Origin of the sequence: Streptomyces sp. NPDC091649, from assembly GCF_044756785.1 — a bacterium.
Taxonomy (GTDB): domain Bacteria; phylum Actinomycetota; class Actinomycetes; order Streptomycetales; family Streptomycetaceae; genus Streptomyces.
In genome coordinates, this window is the sequence record NZ_JBIVTR010000014.1 from 94,621 (window position 1) to 109,489 (window position 14,869).

The following is a 14,869-nucleotide window of genomic DNA, read 5'->3' on the forward strand; positions in this document are numbered from 1 at the left end:
CCGGCGAGGCGGCGTCCGGCGGGAGGAAGGCGGGTGCGGGACGGCAGGCGGGTGCGGGAGGGGGAGCCGTGCACGGCGTGCGAACATCGCACCCGCCTGCTTGATATTGCTTGAAATGCTTGCCTAATATGCAGCTTCGAGCATTGATCGCCTCGGGGACAGGGAGCACAGATGACGCACGTGGCTCAGGAGCTGGCCAGCCAGCCCCACTGCTGGCAGGTGGCCGCCGGTATGGCCGACGGGCTCGCCCACCGGCTGCCGGCGACCGGCGAGCGCATCGCGGTGGTCGGCTGCGGCACGTCGTACTTCATGGCCCAGGCGTACGCGGCGCTCCGGGAGGGCAGCGGGCAAGGAGAAACCGACGCCTTCGCCGCTTCGGAGTTCCCGGCCGGCCGCTCCTACGACCGGATCGTGGCGCTGAGCCGCTCCGGCACCACGACGGAGGTGCTCGGGCTCCTCGGGCAGGTCGGGGACACGACCCGCCGCACGGTGGTCATCGGCGACCCCGGCTCCCCGATGGCGACGATGGCCGACGACACGATCGTCCTCGAGTTCGCCGACGAGAAGTCGGTCGTGCAGACCCGCTTCGCGACCTCGGCGCTGACCCTGCTCCGCGCCCACCTGGGCCTGCACACCGACGCGGTCGTCGAGGACGCGCAGGTGGCGCTCACCGAACCGCTGCCCGCCGGACTGGTGGAGTGCGACCAGTTCACCTTCCTCGGTCAGGGGTGGAGCGTAGGGCTCGCCAACGAGGCGGCGTTGAAGATGCGCGAGGCCGCGCTCGCCTGGACGGAGGCGTACCCGGCGATGGAGTACCGGCACGGCCCGATCAGCATCTCCACCCGCTCCACCGCGACCTGGATGCTCGGCGACGCTCCGTCCGGGCTGATGGACGAGGTCCACGCGACCGGCGCCCGGTGGGTGGCCGGCGGTCTCGACCCGCTGGCGGAGCTGGTCCGGGTCCAGCGTCTGGCGCTGGCCGTCGCGGACACCCGCGGTCTCGACCCCGACCGGCCGCGCCACCTCACCCGTTCGGTCATCCTCAGCAGCACGGGCTGAGGCTCCGGGTCCGGCCTGTGCCGCCCGGTCCGGCTCGGTCCGGGCGGGCTGAGCGCGGTCCTGCGCAGCTCAGCCCGGACCTGCCGGGCCGGTTCCGCCCGGCCCGGCCCGGCGCGGCTCCGGAAGAGCAGCGCACAGGCCGGGCAGCGGCACGCATCCGTCCCGTGCCACGACCGCACGGCCCCGGCCGTCGCCCTCTACCGCCCGCCGGTCCCTCACCCCGGAGTCGCCATGCCCATCGCCGCCACCGGCGATCTGATCGCCGAGGCCGCCGCACAGCACCGTGCGGTCGCCGCGTTCAACGTCATCACCCTGGAACACGCGGAGGCCGTCGCCGAGGGCGCGGAGGCGGCGGGGTCGCCGGTGATCCTGCAGATCAGCGAGAACGCCGTCGCCTACCACCGGGGCCGCCCGCGGCCCCTCGCGCGCGCCGCGGCGGAGGTGGCGGACCAGGCCGCCGTCCCCGTCTCCCTGCATCTCGACCATGTGCAGTCGACCGAGCTGCTGCACCGGGCGGCGGACTGCGGTTTCAGTTCGGCGATGTTCGACGCCGCCCGACTGCCGTACACGGAGAACCTGGCCACCACCCGCGCCGCCGTCGTATGGGCGCACGAGCGGGGCCTGTGGCTGGAGGCCGAGCTGGGGCAGGTCGGCGGGAAGAACGGAGAGCCGCCGCTCAACGCCCACGCGCCGGGGGCCCGGACGGACCCCGGCGAGGCACGGTCGTTCGTCGCGGCCACCGGGGTCGACGCGCTGGCCGTCGCGGTCGGCACCTCCCACGCCATGACCTCGCGGGACGCCGTCATCGACCACGGTCTGCTGGGCAGACTGCGGGAGGCCGTACCGGTTCCGCTGGTGCTGCACGGTTCGTCCGGCGCCTCCGACGAGGAGCTGGCCCGCGCCGTGGCGGGCGGGATCCGCAAGGTCAACATCGGCACCGCGCTCAACATCGCGATGACCGGCGCGATACGGGAGCGGCTGGCCGGGGACGACCGGGGCGTGGACCCGCGCCGCTATCTGGGGGACGGCCGGGACGCGATGGCCCGTACGGTGGCCCGGATGATCGCGGTGCTGCCCGCGGGCCGTCCCGACGCCGCGTGAGGGTGAGCCGGGGCGTCCCGGCGCACCGGACGGGACGGGTCCACGGGCTCGGAGTCAGGCGTGCTGGTGCAGGGTTCGGGCGTCCACGGGGTGGGCGAAGGGCAGTCCCCGCGCGTAGCGTTCCAGCTCGTCCACGGCGGCGTCCGCGAGCCGGTGGAGCTCTCCGCCCTGCGACCCGGCGATGTGCGGGGTGAGGAGTACGTTCGGCAGGTCGTAGAGGGGCGAGTCGGGTGGCAGGACCTCCGGTTCCGTGTGGTCGAGCACGGCGTTCAGGCGTCCGGTGACCAGTTCCTTCACGAGCGCGTCGGTGTCCACCAGAGAGCCCCGCGCGGTGTTGACGAGGGTCGCCCCGTCCCGCATGAGCGCGAGGGCTGGGCCGTCGAGGAGGTGCCGGGTCTCCGGCAGCGCGGGAGCGTGGACGCTCACGACGTCGCTCTCCGCCACCAGGGCGTCGAGATCGGAGCGCTCCACGCCCAGGGCCCGGGCGTCCGCCTCGTCCAGATACGGGTCGTGGACCAGGAGGCGCAGATCGTGGGGACGCAGCAGTTCGACGACGCGGCGTCCGATGCGGGAGGCGCCGACGATGCCCACGGTGCGACGGTAGTTGCCCGCGTCGGGGAATCGGTCGAAGAGGTTCACGCGGGAGCGTTTTTCGCGGTAGACGCGGGCGCTCTCCAGGACGCGCTTGTTGGCGAAGAGGATCGCCGCGACCGTGTACTCGGCGACCGGGAAGGCGTTGGCCGTCGCTGCGGTGCTGACGACGATGCCGCGGTCCCAGACACCCTGGGTGATGTGGTGCTTGACGGATCCGGCAGCGTGGACCACCGCGCGCAGCCGGGGCATCGCGCTCAGGGCCGCCGGGTCGAGGAGCGGGCAGCCCCAGCCGGTGAACAGGACCTCGGCCTCGCGGAGGCCGGCGCGCTGGGCGGGGTCGTCGGCGCCGAAGTCGGTGACGAGAAGGCCGGGAACGAGGTCGGCGACGCCGCCGAGCCGGTCCAGGGCTTCGGGGGTGAGGACGGCCGCGCGGGTCTCGCCGCTCATCGCCAGGACGGTGCGGGGGCGGGGCCGGGCGGTCGGGACGGAGTGGCTCACTTGCGGCTCCTTCGGTGAGGCCCGAGCGCCAGAAGCGCTGGAGGCGGTGGAAAGCGGCGATCAGGGGGATGACGGCCACGAGGCGGCCGATGACGGTCAGCGGGGGAACCGCGGCTGCTGACGGTCATTCCGGCTCACCATCCAAGAGGCCCGGCCGGGGAGCCCGCCTCCCCGGCCGGACTCGGACACGGGCCGGTCATACTGTCGGCCGGCACACGGACAGGGGAACATCATCATGGCGAACGACGACAGGATCGGGCCACCTCTGCTGGGGAGCGAGCGCGAGACCCTGCGGGCCTTTCTGGACTACCAGCGGGAGACCCTGGCCATGAAGTGCGCGGGGCTGAGCGACGAGGAGTTGCGCGAGCGGTCGATGCCGCCGTCCACCTTGTCGCTGCTTGCTCTGGTACGGCACCTGGCGGAGGTGGAACGCGCCTGGTTCCGCAGGGTGTTCGAGGACCCAGCGGTGCCGATGGTGTGGGCGAAGCGGCACTTCGACTTCCAGGCGGCGTACGACGCGAGCGCCTCCACCCGCGCCGAGTCCTTCCCCGCCTGGGAGGCGGAGGTGGAGACCTCGCGCCGGATCGAGCGGGAGGCGGCTTCCCTGGAGGTGACGGGGCGCCAGCCGCGGTGGGAGAAGGACGTCTCGCTGCGGATGGTCATGGTGCACGTCCTGCTGGAGTACGGCCGCCACAACGGTCACGCGGACCTGCTGCGGGAAGGTGTGGACGGAACGGTGGGGGCCTGAGGGCGCGGGCCGGGGTCGGCCGGGGACGGCAGGGGCCGAGGCCACGACGGAACCGGTCCTGTACGCCCGTCGGTCGCGGCGGAACCGCCGCTCGTAGACTCGGCGCCATGACTCAACGGCCGACGTCTTCCGCCCTTGCCCGGGTGTTCGCGCCCTCCGGGACCCTGCGTGCCTCGATCAACCTGGGCAATCCGGTCCTGGCCCATCGGGATCCGGCGTCCGGCGCGCCGGCCGGGGTCTCCGTCGACCTCGCCCGGGAGTTCGGGCAGCGGCTCGGGGTGCCCGTCGAACCGGTGGCCTTCGAGAGGGCCGCGTTGTCGGTGGAGGCGGTGCGGACCGAGCGGGCGGACATCGGCTTCTTCGCGGTCGATCCCGCCCGGGGCGAGGGGCTGCGGTTCACCGCCCCCTATGTCCTCATCGAGGGCGGCTACCTCGTGCCGGAACGGTCCCCGATCTCCGAGAACGGCCAGGTCGACCAGGAGGGCACCCGGATCTCGGTCGGCGCCGGCTCGGCGTACGACCTCTTCCTCACCCGCGAGATCCGCCGCGCCGGGATCGTACGGCTGGAGGGCGCCCCCCGCGCGCTCGCGGCCCTGCGGGCGGGCGAGGTGGAGGTGGCCGCCGGAATCCGGCGGTTGCTGGAGGAGGAGGCCGCGAAGGCCGAGGGCGTACGGGTGCTGCCGGGGCGGTTCATGGTGATCCGGCAGGCCATGGGGATACCGGCCGGGCGAGGAGCTCAGGCGCAGGAGGTGCTGGCGTCGTTCGTGGAGGAGATGAGGGCGGGCGGTTTCGTCGCCGACGCCCTGGAGCGCCACGGCGTCGAGGGGGCGATCGTGGCGCCCGCCGGCTGAGGACTCTCCGGGCGGCCGACCGTTCCGGGCGGCGACGGTGGGGGGCCGGCGCCCGGGTCGGCCGATGGGGCGCCGGGAGGCCCCGTTCGCCAGGCTCCTCGCTGTGCCCGATACCGACGTGCGGCCCTCGATGCCGGCCGCCCGTGCTCGCGGGCAGGCCGGGCGCCTGCGCTGCTGTGAGGTCGGGCGCCGCCGACGGGGGAACGTTCGGTCTCCGCGAGGGATCAGGACGCGTCGGGCCGCCCGGTGTGAGGTGCATCCGCCGGGTGGAGGCCGGTTACTGCGCCCCGGCGGAGCGTCAGCACGCGGGTCGTGCTTCCGTCGTCCTCCTCGATGTCCCTCACCTGCTCGAAGCCGATTCTGCGCAGCAGGGTCAGCGAGGCGGTGTTCTCGGCGGCGACGGTGGCATGCACCTCCGTCAGACCGAGGGTGCCGAAGCCGTGGGCGATGACGGCACGTGCCAGCTCGGTCCCCAGACCGGCCCCCCACGCCGCGGGCGCCAAGGCGTAGATGATCTCATGGCCGTTGACGGTGTCGGTCCGCTTGATCTCGGCGTGCCCGACCAGGAGTCCGTCGCGGCGGACGGCCCAGACGGCGAACAGGTCCTGGGCGTAGACCTTGCTGAAGACCCGCCCGAAGAGAGCGCGGTCCTCCGCTTCGGAGGAAGGGCCGTCGCCCATCCACCGGGACACGTCGGTGTCCTGGAACAGGGCGACAAAGTCCTCTTCGTCGTCGGGGACGTACGGCTCCAGCAGGAGCCTCTCGGTGCGCAGGATCGGGGTCACGGCGCGCGACGCTACCCGGGCGGCGGCCCTGCGGGCAATCGCTGCGGCCGCCCACCGGCGAGATTCCCTACGAGGGGCGGGAATCGGCCGCCGGTTCCTCGCGCAGCAGTCGCAGGGCCTTCTCCCGCAGCCGCCGGCGGTGCTCGGGGTCTGTTGCGCGGTCGGCGGCGCGCCCCAGTTCCTCGGCGCGCTCGCGGGTGCGGCGGGCTCGCTCCACCGGGCTGTCGTACAGGTTCATGGGGTGCCCTCCGTCGTCGGCCGCCCGTCGGCAACCGACGTTGCGTGCGGGACCGGAGCCCCAGCGTCACCGGAGTCGGTCCCGCCCGCATCTCGGATGGTCACGTTCGGTGACAGGCGGCGGGCGCGGAGAGCGGGGGGCGGAGGGCGCCCGTCAGTCGGCGGTGTGGTCGGGATGCCCCTCGGTGCGCCGGGCCGCCTTCATCTCGGCCTCGTAGAGGTGGTCCCGGCCCTCGGCGAGCTCCTGTCTGATCCGCCGTTCGATCGTCCGGAACACGTCGTAGTAGGTGGCGTTGTACTCCTCGACGATCTGGAACGTCCAGTGTCCGGGAATGACGTTGCGGCCGAGGACCTCCTGTTCGACCTCGTCGGCCTCCGGGCCGTGCCCCGCGGCGCGGAGAAGGCGCACGGCGTCGTCGAGGGCGAGGTCGGCGCTCCCGGTGAGCTGGTGGAAGTCGTAGAGGGCGCCGCGGGCACGCTCGGCGGTCTCCAGTGCCTTCGAAAGCGCCCCGAGAGCCTCGACCGTCGTGCCGGTGACGCCTTCGGGCCGCTGATGCCGCGGGTCGGGCGGCCGGGATCCGGGGTTCATAAGACTCCTTGTCCGGGTGTGCGCCGTTCGTTGTCCACTTGTCCGGGGGCGCGCCGTTCCTTGTCCACCTTGCTCCCCGACGCCGCGTCGCACCCGCCGAGCAGGTCCGAAACGGGCGGTCGGCTACCGCGGAACTCCCTTGGCTACCCTCTTTTTCCATTCATGGGCAACACGAGAGTCGTTTGGAGTAAGTTACGGAGTCATGGGGAATGACGAGCGGGAACTCTACTCGGTCGGCGAGGTGGCCGAGCTGCTGGGCCTGCACGTGCGGACCGTCAGGAACTACGTCCGCGACGGCCGGCTCAGGGCTGTCCGGATCGGCAGGCAGTACCGCGTCAGCAAGGAAGACCTCGCGGCTCTCACCCACCGGCCCGCCGACGGGACGGCCCCGGCTGCCGCGCCCGCGCCGGGACGCGTCGAGGTGTCCGGCATCGTGCAGATCGACGCGCTCGGTCCGGACGCCGCACACCGGCTGATGACGTTCGCCACGGCGGGCGCGCAGTCCGCGCGGGACACGCCGGACCCGCTGCGCGTCCAGACGTTCTACGACGAGGAGCGAAGCCGAATGAAGATCGTCGTTCTCGGCGGTGCCGCCGCCACCGCGGACCTGCTGCATATGATCGAGGACCTGCTGGACCCGGACAGCGGCCTGTTCGCCTCCGCGCGCTCCTCGTCCACGGGCGGGCAGGCGGCGGACCGTGCCTGACATCGTCGAGCACCGCGGTGTCCCGGTCCTGGTGTGCGAGAACGACGGCGCGGCCATCGCCGGCGTCCAGGACGCGATGGACCATCTGATCGGTGCCGCGTTCTCCGGCGCGGAGGTGGTCGCGGTGCCGTCCACCCGCCTGGACGACCGCTTCTTCGACCTGAGCACCGGCCTCGCCGGAGCCATCCTGCAGAAGTTCGCCAACTACCGGCTGCGGCTGGTCGTCGTCGGGGACATCGGCCGTCATCTGGCGGCCAGTTCGGCCCTGCCCGACCTCGTCCGCGAGGCGAACCGGGGCCGGGACGTCTGGTTCGTCCCGGATATGGACGCGCTCGTCGCCCGGCTGGGTCCGGACGGGACGGGACGGGCGGCCGGCTGAGCCCGGCACGGGCCGGAGCGCTTCGGCCGCCGGCCCGGTCCGCCACGGCCGACGGCCCGGTCCGGCGCACTCCGCCCGTCGCGCCGAGCCGAGGACGTCAGCCCTCGTCGCCGCCCTCCGCGTCCTCGTCGCCCGCCTCGTCCTCGAAGGCGTCGCCGATCTCGTCGACGACTTCGGCGGCGATCATGCCGCCGCCCACGCCGACGGCCACGCCCGCCGCGGCCCCGGCGGCCACCGCACCCGCGCCCGGGCCCGAGCGGTGCGGTTCCCCCCGGTGTCCGCCGTGGTGGTCTCCGTACGGGGACGGAGAGCCGTGCCCCCCGTGGCTGGCGATGACCTCCTTCAGCCACGCGTCGACCTGGGCGTCCCAGTCGGTCTGCGGGGCCGCGTGGTGGGAGGCGGTGAAGCGGTGGACCGTGTCGTGGCCCTCGGAGAGGAGCCCGGCGCGCTTGTCCGCCTCGATCACGACCTCCAGACCGCCCGGCGCGGCGATGAAGGTCACTTCGATCTCGTTCACGGCGTGCGCGTGGCCGGCCGGCGGGAGGATCTCGATCTCCTGGTAGCAGGGCAGCTGCTGGCCGGTCCCCCGGATGTGCCCCAGCTCCAGGTCCGCGGACCTGAAGACGTAGCCGAGCCGGCCGAGTGCCTCCAGGATCGCCTCCTGCGCGGGCAGCGGGCCCACCCGGAGTCCGTCGAGGTCGCCCTTGTCCCGGGCGCCCGCGATCTCCAGCTCCGTCCGGATGCCCAGCACCGGGCCCAGCGGCTGGCCCCGGAGTTCGGTGACCGGCGTCTCCCACGGCAGGGCGACGGAGAACGGCACGGTGTGTTCGGCGCCCTCCGCCAGCGGGAATCCGCCGCCGACGGTGAAGCGTTCCAGGACGACCGTGCCCTCGTCCTCCTCCGCCCGGTCCTCCCGCTCGACCCGGGCGACGAGGAGAAGCGAGATCCGGTCGACCGACACGTCGGCCCCGCCGCCCCGCAGGCGGACCTCACCGGTGAGTGGGCCGCCGGGCAGGGCGGGGCCGGACTCCAGAACGGTGTCGACCGAGGGGCCGCCGACCCCGAGTGCTCCGAGCAACTTCTTGAACACCATGTGCGGCGTCCGCTCCTTTCGTGGATGGGCGACCGAGGAGGTGGCCGCCTCGCCGGGCGGGACCTCCCCGGACTCCCGGGAAGGAGAGCGTTTCCCACCCGCGCGCCTCCTACGCACAGTTCCGGCCATCCCGCGCACGGTCGAGTTCCCGGGACGCGCACCCGTCACCGCCGCCGGCGCCATCGCATCCGGCACTCCGGAGCCGCTCCGGGCGGGCGACTCCGGAACATCCCGCGGGGCGGCCCGGCGGGCGCCACCGCGTGTGACACTCGCCACTCCCTTTTGCTTTGCGTTCCCTTTACTATCTATGAGGCGGGTTCAACCCGTCTTCCACCGTCGACACCGACGACCCGAACAGAGAAGGAGCTGCGGCACCGCAATGGGTGAGCCTCCCAGTACGAACCGTGTCATCCCCGACCCCGCACACCAGGGAACGGAGGTGACACGGTGAGCGAAGTGGCCCTGCTCCTCCTCGCCCTCGCGCTGACACTGGCCTGCGCGGTGTTCGTCGCGGCCGAGTTCTCGCTGACGACCATCGAGCGCGGCGAGCTGGAACGTGCCGCGCAGGCCGGAGAGCGCGGCGCCGAGAGCGCGCTCAAGGCCGCCAAGCGGCTCACGTTCCAGCTCTCCGGCGCACAGCTGGGCATCACCGTGACCTCCCTGGTCATCGGCATGCTGGCCGAGCCGTCCCTCGCGGTGCTGCTGCGCGGCCCCCTGACGAGCGCCGGGCTTCCGGCCGGGGCCGTGTCCACGGTCGCCACCCTCCTCGGCGTGGCCGCCTCCACCGTGGTCCTCATGGTCATCGGCGAGCTGGTCCCGAAGAACTGGGCGATCTCCAGCCCGCTCGCGGTCGCCAAGGTCGTCTCGACCCCGCAGCGAGCGTTCACGGCCGCCTTCGCGCCGCTGATCCGGCACCTCAACAACACCGCCAACCGTGCCGTGCGGCGGCTGGGCCTGGAGCCGGCCGAGGAGCTGGCCTCCGCCCGCACGCCGCAGGAACTGATCGCACTGGCCCAGCACTCCGCCCGTCAGGGCGCCATCGAACAGGACTCGGCCGAGCTGTTCGTCCGCACCCTGCACCTGGCGGAGCTGTCAGCGGAGAACGTGATGACGCCGCGCGTCGACGTCCGGGCCCTGGAATCGCACGCCAGTGCCGCCGACGCCGCCAATCTCACGCTGGCCACCGGTCTGTCCCGCTTCCCGGTCTACCGCCACAGCCTGGACGAGGTCATCGGCACGGTCCACATCCGCGACGTCCTCGCCCTGGACGAGTCCGAGCGGGCCCGCACCCCGGTCACGGCGCTGGCCACCGAGCCGCTCCTCGTCCCCGACTCGCTGCCCGTGGACCGGCTGCTTGCGCAGCTGCGCAAGCACCGGACGATGGCGGTGGTGATCGACGAGTACGGCGGTACGGCGGGGGTCGCCACCGTCGAGGACATCGTCGAGGAGGTCGTCGGCGAGGTCCGCGACGAGCACGACCCGCACGAGCGCCCCGACCTGGCGCCGGCCGAGCCGCTCGGCGACGGGCGCCCGGTCTGGGAGGCCGAGGGCAGCATCCGGCTGGACCAGCTCGACCGGATCGGCTTCCGCGCGCCGGAAGGCCCCTACGAGACGCTCGCCGGCCTGCTCGCCAACCAACTGGCCCGCATTCCGGTCCGTACCGACCGGGTGGAGGTCGGCGGCTGGCAGTTCGACGTGCTCGACATCGAGCACCACCGGGCCGACCGGGTCCGCATCAGCGCACCCGCACCGGTGCCGGCCCTCGTGGAGGAGGACGCCCGATGACCGCCATCCAGCTCGCCATCGGCGCGCTCACACTGCTCACCAACGCGTTCTTCGTGGGCGCGGAATTCGCCCTCATCTCGGTCCGGCGCAGTCAGATCGAACCGCAGGCCATGCAGGGCAGCCGACGTGCCAAGAGCGCCCTGTGGGGCCTCGAACACCTGTCGGCGGCCATGGCCACCGCGCAGCTCGGCATCACCATCTCCTCCCTGGTGCTGGGCGCCGTCGCGGAGCCGGCCATCGCCCACCTGCTGGAGCCGCCGTTCGACGCGGTCGGCGTACCCGAGGCGCTGGTCCACCCGATCGCCTTCGTGATCGCCCTGACGCTGGCGACCTATCTGCACATGCTCATCGGCGAGATGATTCCGAAGAACATCGCGCTGGCGGCCCCCGTCGCCACCGCGCTGGCGCTGGGCCCGTCCCTGGTGGGCCTGACGCGGGCGCTGCGGCCGGTCATCTTCGGCATCAACGCCTTCGCCAACATGCTGCTGCGGCTGCTCAAGGTCGACCCCAAGGACGAGGTCGCCTCGGTGTTCACCGACGACGAGCTCGTACGGCTGGTGAAGGACTCCAGCGAAGCCGGGCTCCTCGCCCCGGCCGACGGCGAGCGTCTGCGGGACGCGCTGGAGCTGGGGACCCGGCCGGTCGGCGAGGTGATGGTCCCGCTGAACCGGACCGTCACCATCGAGCTGGGCATCACCCCGCAGGGTCTGGAGCGGGCCGCGGTCGACTCGGGATTCTCCCGGCTGCCGGTCACCGGACCCGACGACGGACTGCTGGGCTACTTCCACATCAAGGACGCCCTCGGCGTGGCGGAGCGCACCAAGGCGCTGCCCACGAGCGCCCTCCACCCCGTCATCCGGGTCGAGATCGACACCCCGCTCGACGACACCCTCACCGCGATGCGCGCCGCCGGTACGCATCTCGCGGCGGTCGCCGGGGACAAGGGCACCGTCATCGGCTTCGTGACCATGGAGGACGTACTGGATGAGCTGGTGGGGGCCGCCGCGGTCTGACCGGCCCCTGCGGTGCGCCACCGCGCCGAGCGGAAGGAGAGGCGGCCCGTCGCCCGACGGGCCGCCTCTCGCGCTCCCGATGCGGCGGCCCGCCCGGTCGGCGCCGCCCCGCCGGTCCCGCCCGAGCGCGTAAGCTCGGCGGATGGCCAAGTACTTCGACGTGCACCCCGCGAATCCCCAGCCCCGCACCATCGGCACGGTGGTCGACAGCATCCGGTCCGGTGCGCTCGTCGCGTACCCGACCGACTCGTGCTACGCCCTGGGCTGCCAGTTGGGCAACCGTGACGCCCTCGGCCGGATCCGGTCGATCCGCGACCTCGACGACAAGCACCACTTCACGCTGGTGTGCCACGACTTCGCGCAGCTGGCGCAGTTCGTCCGCGTGGACAACGACGTGTTCCGGGCGGTCAAGGCGGCGACGCCGGGCAGCTACACCTTCATCCTCCCGGCGACGAAGGAGGTGCCCCGCCAGTTGCTGCACCCGAAGAAGAAGACGGTCGGCGTGCGCATCCCCGACCACGTCGTGACGCAGGCGCTGGTCGCCGAACTCGGCGAGCCGCTCCTCTCCAGCACCCTCCTGCTGCCGGACGAGGAGGAGCCGCTGACGCAGGGCTGGGAGATCAAGGAACGGCTCGATCACCAGGTGGACGCCGTCATCGACTCGGGCGACTGCGGCACCGAGCCGACCACCGTCATCGACTTCTCCGGCGACGAGCCGGAGATCGTGCGCCGCGGGGCCGGGGACGCCTCCCGCTTCGAATAGCCCGTACGGCACCGGCTCGTCGGCGCTCCCCCGCCGCCCGCGGCGGGGGAGACTGGCGGGCGTGACGGATGAGCGACTGCGTTTCGACGGCTGGATCGCCGGTGTGGGGACCTCCTCGGGCACCCGGCTGGTGGTCGGACACTGGCCGCGTTCGCCTTTCGGAGCTTTCAGCGACGTCATGGTCGAGCGGCCCGACGGCGAACGCGTCCTGCTGGCTCCGTCCCGGCAGGTCGCGGACTTCGTCGCCGCCACCTACCGCTTCGACCGGACCGAGGTGGCCCCCGTGACCGTCACCGTCGCCGGCGACACCTGGCTCGTCGAGGCGGGGCCGCTGCGCCTGCGCCTGCGTACGGGACGCCGGTCCGCCTTCGGGCTGCTGCTGTCCGCCGTTCCGGCCTCCTTCGCCCGCAGCCCGCTCTGGGCCGCGCTGTGCGACGTTCCGGCCCGGCTGCTGATGCCCGGCGTACGCACGCTGGGCCGTGCGGGTCCGGGGCGGCGGGAGTGGTACGGGGCGCGGGGGCTGTGGCCGGTCGTGGACGCCGAAGCCGTGCTGGACGGGGTGAGCCTGGGAACACTCGCCCGGCTCTCCCCGCCCGTCGCGTTCGGTTTCGGCTCCGCCCCGCGCAGCCCGTCCCTGGTGCGCGTCACCACAACGGTGGAACTCGGACCCGGCACGCGATGAGGATCTGCGCCGCGTCCGGACGGGGGCGGGGGCCTTTCCCGGACCGGACGCGGCTCACTCGCGGAGGGAACCGGCCGGGGATGCGAGCGGGCGGCGCGCGTCGCAGGGTGGACCCATGGCAAATCCCCCGATCGTCATCCACCGTCCGACGCCCTCGGGCGGCCGCCGGGTGACCGTGCACTACGAAGGCCGGGACGAAATACTCGGGCTGGCCCACAGTGACCACGATGTGATCGTGTTCCTGAGCGAGGCCGGCCTCGAAGAAGCGGACCGGATTCTGGACAACCCGGTCTGGGTGGAGTGGCGGGGCGGGCGGGCCCACCACTACGAGGCGGCCTGAGAGACCGCGCCTCCCCGCCTCCCCCGACCCCGCCGGCGCGCCCGCGTTCACCCCGGCCCGGCGGTCCCCGCATCTCCGGCTCAGCCGCGCAGGCCGTCGAGGATGGCCGAAACCGTCTCCTCGGGCGTCTGGCCGGATGTGTCCAGCCACCGGCCGATACGCGGCGTGCCGCTCCGCAGGTGCGCGTCGAACGCTTCCACCGTCCACTCCCCGTACCCCGGCTTTCCCCGCGCTTCCTCCCTCTCGCGCACGGTCCGGGGCGAGGGGGCGAGCACGACGACGTGCAGCGGGCGGGTGCGGACTCTGCGGACGTAGCGGGGCAGGTCGTCGCCGAGGACGATGTCCTGGACGACGGCCGTCCATCCGTCTTCCGCGTAGGCGTCGGCCACCTGTGCCGAGATGCGCTGGCGCAGGTCGAGCTGGCTCCGCGCCTCCTCGGCCGCGTCGGGCGTCATCTCCGCGCGGCCGGAGACGATCATGCGGCGGAAGACGTCGCCGCGCACGTGGACCGCGCGCGGCAGGCTCTCCGCCAGGAGCTGGGCGACGGTCGACTTCCCCGCTGCCATCACTCCGGTGATCAGTACGACACAGGGGCCGGGGTCAACGCCCATACGGATCTCCTCCTCCTTCTCATCGGCCTTCCGCGTCATGCTGTGCCCGCCGGGGTGGGGTCCGGGCTGCCGAACAGTTCGCGGACCTCTTCGACGTCGGTCTCGCGCAAGGTGTCGTCCACAAGGATCCAGCGGGTGACGCCCACGGACTCCAGGAACGGCAGGTCGTGGCCGGCGATGACGAGGGCGCCCTCGTAGGACTCCAAGGCGCTCGTCAGCTGCCGCACACTGGCCGCGTCGAGATTGTTCGTCGGTTCGTCCAGCAGGAGCAGTTGCGGGGCGGGGGCGGCGAGCATCGTCGCCGCGAGCGCGGCCCGGAAGCGTTCGCCGCCCGAGAGGGTGCCCGCCGGCTGCTCCGCGCGGGCCCCCTTGAAGAGGAACCGGGCGAGCTGGGAACGGATCTGGTTGTCGGTGGTGCCGGGAGCGGTGCGGGCGACGTTGTCGGCGACGCTCAGCGCGTCGTCGAGGACGTCCAGCCGCTGCGGAAGGAACTTCAGCGGCACCGCGGTTGTGGCCTCTCCCGCACTCGGCGCGAGTTCCCCGGTGAGCGTGCGCAGGAGGGTCGTCTTGCCGGCCCCGTTGCGGCCGACCAGGGCGAGGCGTTCGGGCCCCTTCACCTGGAGGCTGCCCTCGCGCAGCGATCCGTGGGGGAGGCTCAGGTCCCGTACGGTCAGGACGGTGCGGCCGGCGGGTACCGCGGTGTGGGGGAGACTCACCTTGATCTCGGCGTCCTGGCGGATGGCTCCGGCGGCCTGCTCCCTGCGTTCGCGGGCCTCGTCGAGGCGGTCCTCGTGCAGCCCGCGCAGCCGGTCCCCGGACTCCTGGGCGGAGCGCTTGCGTTCCCCGGCGACGATGCGCGGGGCGCGCCGCTGCGCGTCCAGCTTCTTGTCGTGGCGCCGTCGGCGGGCCACCTTGGTCCGGGTCTCCTCCAGTTCGCGCTGCTGGCGGCGTACATCGGCGTCGGCGGCGCGCAGCATCCGCCCGGCGGCCTCCTGCTGGGTGGCGAGGGCCTCCTGGTACGCGGACCAGCCGCCC

Annotated in this window: 17 protein-coding genes and 1 pseudogene; 11 read left to right on the top strand and 7 right to left on the bottom strand. The window is 73.1% G+C overall.

Going from position 1 to position 14,869, the window contains the following annotated elements:
• Positions 1 to 171 precede the first annotated feature (171 nt).
• Together ACIQMU_RS22750 and ACIQMU_RS22755 are read left to right on the top strand one after the other, a co-directional pair.
• The gene (locus ACIQMU_RS22750) at positions 172 to 1,059 is read left to right on the top strand and encodes an SIS domain-containing protein (RefSeq protein ID WP_356725891.1); all 888 of its coding nucleotides are present in this window, start codon (positions 172 to 174) and stop codon (positions 1,057 to 1,059) included.
• Positions 1,060 to 1,290: 231 nt separating this feature from the next.
• Positions 1,291 to 2,160 carry a class II fructose-bisphosphate aldolase gene (locus ACIQMU_RS22755; protein ID WP_352242533.1) on the top strand — a complete coding sequence of 290 codons (870 nt, stop codon included), beginning with the start codon at positions 1,291 to 1,293 and terminating at the stop codon, positions 2,158 to 2,160.
• Positions 2,161 to 2,214: 54 nt separating this feature from the next.
• Here the strand turns inward: ACIQMU_RS22755 and ACIQMU_RS22760 are convergent, their stop codons facing one another.
• On the bottom strand, positions 2,215 to 3,201 hold the full coding sequence (locus ACIQMU_RS22760; RefSeq protein WP_402689591.1) for a hydroxyacid dehydrogenase: 987 nt from the start codon (positions 3,199 to 3,201) through the stop codon (positions 2,215 to 2,217).
• 286 nt (positions 3,202 to 3,487) lie between these two features.
• On the opposite strand from ACIQMU_RS22760, the gene ACIQMU_RS22765 reads away from it, so the two are divergent.
• Together ACIQMU_RS22765 and ACIQMU_RS22770 are read left to right on the top strand one after the other, a co-directional pair.
• The gene (locus tag ACIQMU_RS22765) at positions 3,488 to 4,000 is read left to right on the top strand and encodes a DinB family protein (protein WP_402689559.1); all 513 of its coding nucleotides are present in this window, start codon (positions 3,488 to 3,490) and stop codon (positions 3,998 to 4,000) included.
• A 107-nt stretch (positions 4,001 to 4,107) separates the two neighbouring features.
• The gene (locus ACIQMU_RS22770) at positions 4,108 to 4,851 is read left to right on the top strand and encodes a transporter substrate-binding domain-containing protein (RefSeq protein WP_352242530.1); all 744 of its coding nucleotides are present in this window, start codon (positions 4,108 to 4,110) and stop codon (positions 4,849 to 4,851) included.
• A 224-nt stretch (positions 4,852 to 5,075) separates the two neighbouring features.
• On the opposite strand, the gene ACIQMU_RS22775 is transcribed toward ACIQMU_RS22770, so the two are convergent.
• From ACIQMU_RS22775 to ACIQMU_RS22785, 3 genes are all read right to left on the bottom strand, one after another.
• The gene (locus ACIQMU_RS22775) at positions 5,076 to 5,636 is read right to left on the bottom strand and encodes a GNAT family N-acetyltransferase (protein WP_352242529.1); all 561 of its coding nucleotides are present in this window, start codon (positions 5,634 to 5,636) and stop codon (positions 5,076 to 5,078) included.
• A gap of 67 nt (positions 5,637 to 5,703) precedes the next feature.
• Positions 5,704 to 5,874, bottom strand: coding sequence for a DUF6381 family protein (locus ACIQMU_RS22780; protein ID WP_352242528.1), 171 nt, complete (start codon positions 5,872 to 5,874; stop codon positions 5,704 to 5,706).
• 153 nt (positions 5,875 to 6,027) lie between these two features.
• On the bottom strand, positions 6,028 to 6,462 hold the full coding sequence (locus tag ACIQMU_RS22785) for a hypothetical protein (protein ID WP_402689560.1): 435 nt from the start codon (positions 6,460 to 6,462) through the stop codon (positions 6,028 to 6,030).
• A 202-nt stretch (positions 6,463 to 6,664) separates the two neighbouring features.
• On the opposite strand from ACIQMU_RS22785, the gene ACIQMU_RS22790 reads away from it, so the two are divergent.
• Positions 6,665 to 7,168: a helix-turn-helix domain-containing protein gene (locus tag ACIQMU_RS22790; RefSeq protein ID WP_402689561.1), complete on the top strand. Its 504-nt coding sequence runs from the start codon at positions 6,665 to 6,667 to the stop codon at positions 7,166 to 7,168.
• The gene (locus tag ACIQMU_RS22795; protein WP_402689562.1) at positions 7,161 to 7,547 is read left to right on the top strand and encodes a DUF4180 domain-containing protein; all 387 of its coding nucleotides are present in this window, start codon (positions 7,161 to 7,163) and stop codon (positions 7,545 to 7,547) included. The genes ACIQMU_RS22790 and ACIQMU_RS22795 overlap by 8 nt, the downstream gene beginning before the upstream one ends.
• 97 nt (positions 7,548 to 7,644) lie before the next feature.
• Here ACIQMU_RS22795 and ACIQMU_RS22800 read toward each other — a convergent pair whose 3' ends face one another.
• Complete coding sequence (locus ACIQMU_RS22800; protein WP_402689563.1) at positions 7,645 to 8,640, bottom strand: sporulation protein; 996 nt, start codon at positions 8,638 to 8,640, stop codon at positions 7,645 to 7,647.
• A 447-nt stretch (positions 8,641 to 9,087) separates the two neighbouring features.
• On the opposite strand from ACIQMU_RS22800, the gene ACIQMU_RS22805 reads away from it, so the two are divergent.
• The 5 genes from ACIQMU_RS22805 to ACIQMU_RS22825 all read left to right on the top strand — a co-directional run bounded on the left by ACIQMU_RS22805 (position 9,088) and on the right by ACIQMU_RS22825 (position 13,223).
• Positions 9,088 to 10,425 (top strand): hemolysin family protein, encoded by a 1,338-nt coding sequence (locus ACIQMU_RS22805; protein ID WP_352242523.1) that lies wholly within the window; start codon positions 9,088 to 9,090, stop codon positions 10,423 to 10,425.
• On the top strand, positions 10,422 to 11,438 hold the full coding sequence (locus ACIQMU_RS22810; RefSeq protein ID WP_352242522.1) for a hemolysin family protein: 1,017 nt from the start codon (positions 10,422 to 10,424) through the stop codon (positions 11,436 to 11,438). The genes ACIQMU_RS22805 and ACIQMU_RS22810 overlap by 4 nt, the downstream gene beginning before the upstream one ends.
• Positions 11,439 to 11,580: 142 nt before the next feature.
• Entirely contained in the window at positions 11,581 to 12,201 is a 621-nt protein-coding gene (locus ACIQMU_RS22815; protein ID WP_352242521.1) for an L-threonylcarbamoyladenylate synthase, read from the top strand.
• 61 nt (positions 12,202 to 12,262) lie between these two features.
• Complete coding sequence (locus tag ACIQMU_RS22820; protein WP_402689564.1) at positions 12,263 to 12,883, top strand: hypothetical protein; 621 nt, start codon at positions 12,263 to 12,265, stop codon at positions 12,881 to 12,883.
• A gap of 115 nt (positions 12,884 to 12,998) precedes the next feature.
• Positions 12,999 to 13,223 carry a hypothetical protein gene (locus ACIQMU_RS22825; protein WP_161032718.1) on the top strand — a complete coding sequence of 75 codons (225 nt, stop codon included), beginning with the start codon at positions 12,999 to 13,001 and terminating at the stop codon, positions 13,221 to 13,223.
• A gap of 80 nt (positions 13,224 to 13,303) precedes the next feature.
• Here the strand turns inward: ACIQMU_RS22825 and ACIQMU_RS22830 are convergent, their stop codons facing one another.
• Together ACIQMU_RS22830 and ACIQMU_RS22835 are read right to left on the bottom strand one after the other, a co-directional pair.
• The gene (locus ACIQMU_RS22830) at positions 13,304 to 13,834 is read right to left on the bottom strand and encodes an AAA family ATPase (RefSeq protein ID WP_402689565.1); all 531 of its coding nucleotides are present in this window, start codon (positions 13,832 to 13,834) and stop codon (positions 13,304 to 13,306) included.
• A 235-nt stretch (positions 13,835 to 14,069) separates the two neighbouring features.
• Positions 14,070 to 14,811: pseudogene (locus tag ACIQMU_RS22835) on the bottom strand (ATP-binding cassette domain-containing protein); the annotation flags it as partial.
• Positions 14,812 to 14,869: the final 58 nt, after the last annotated feature.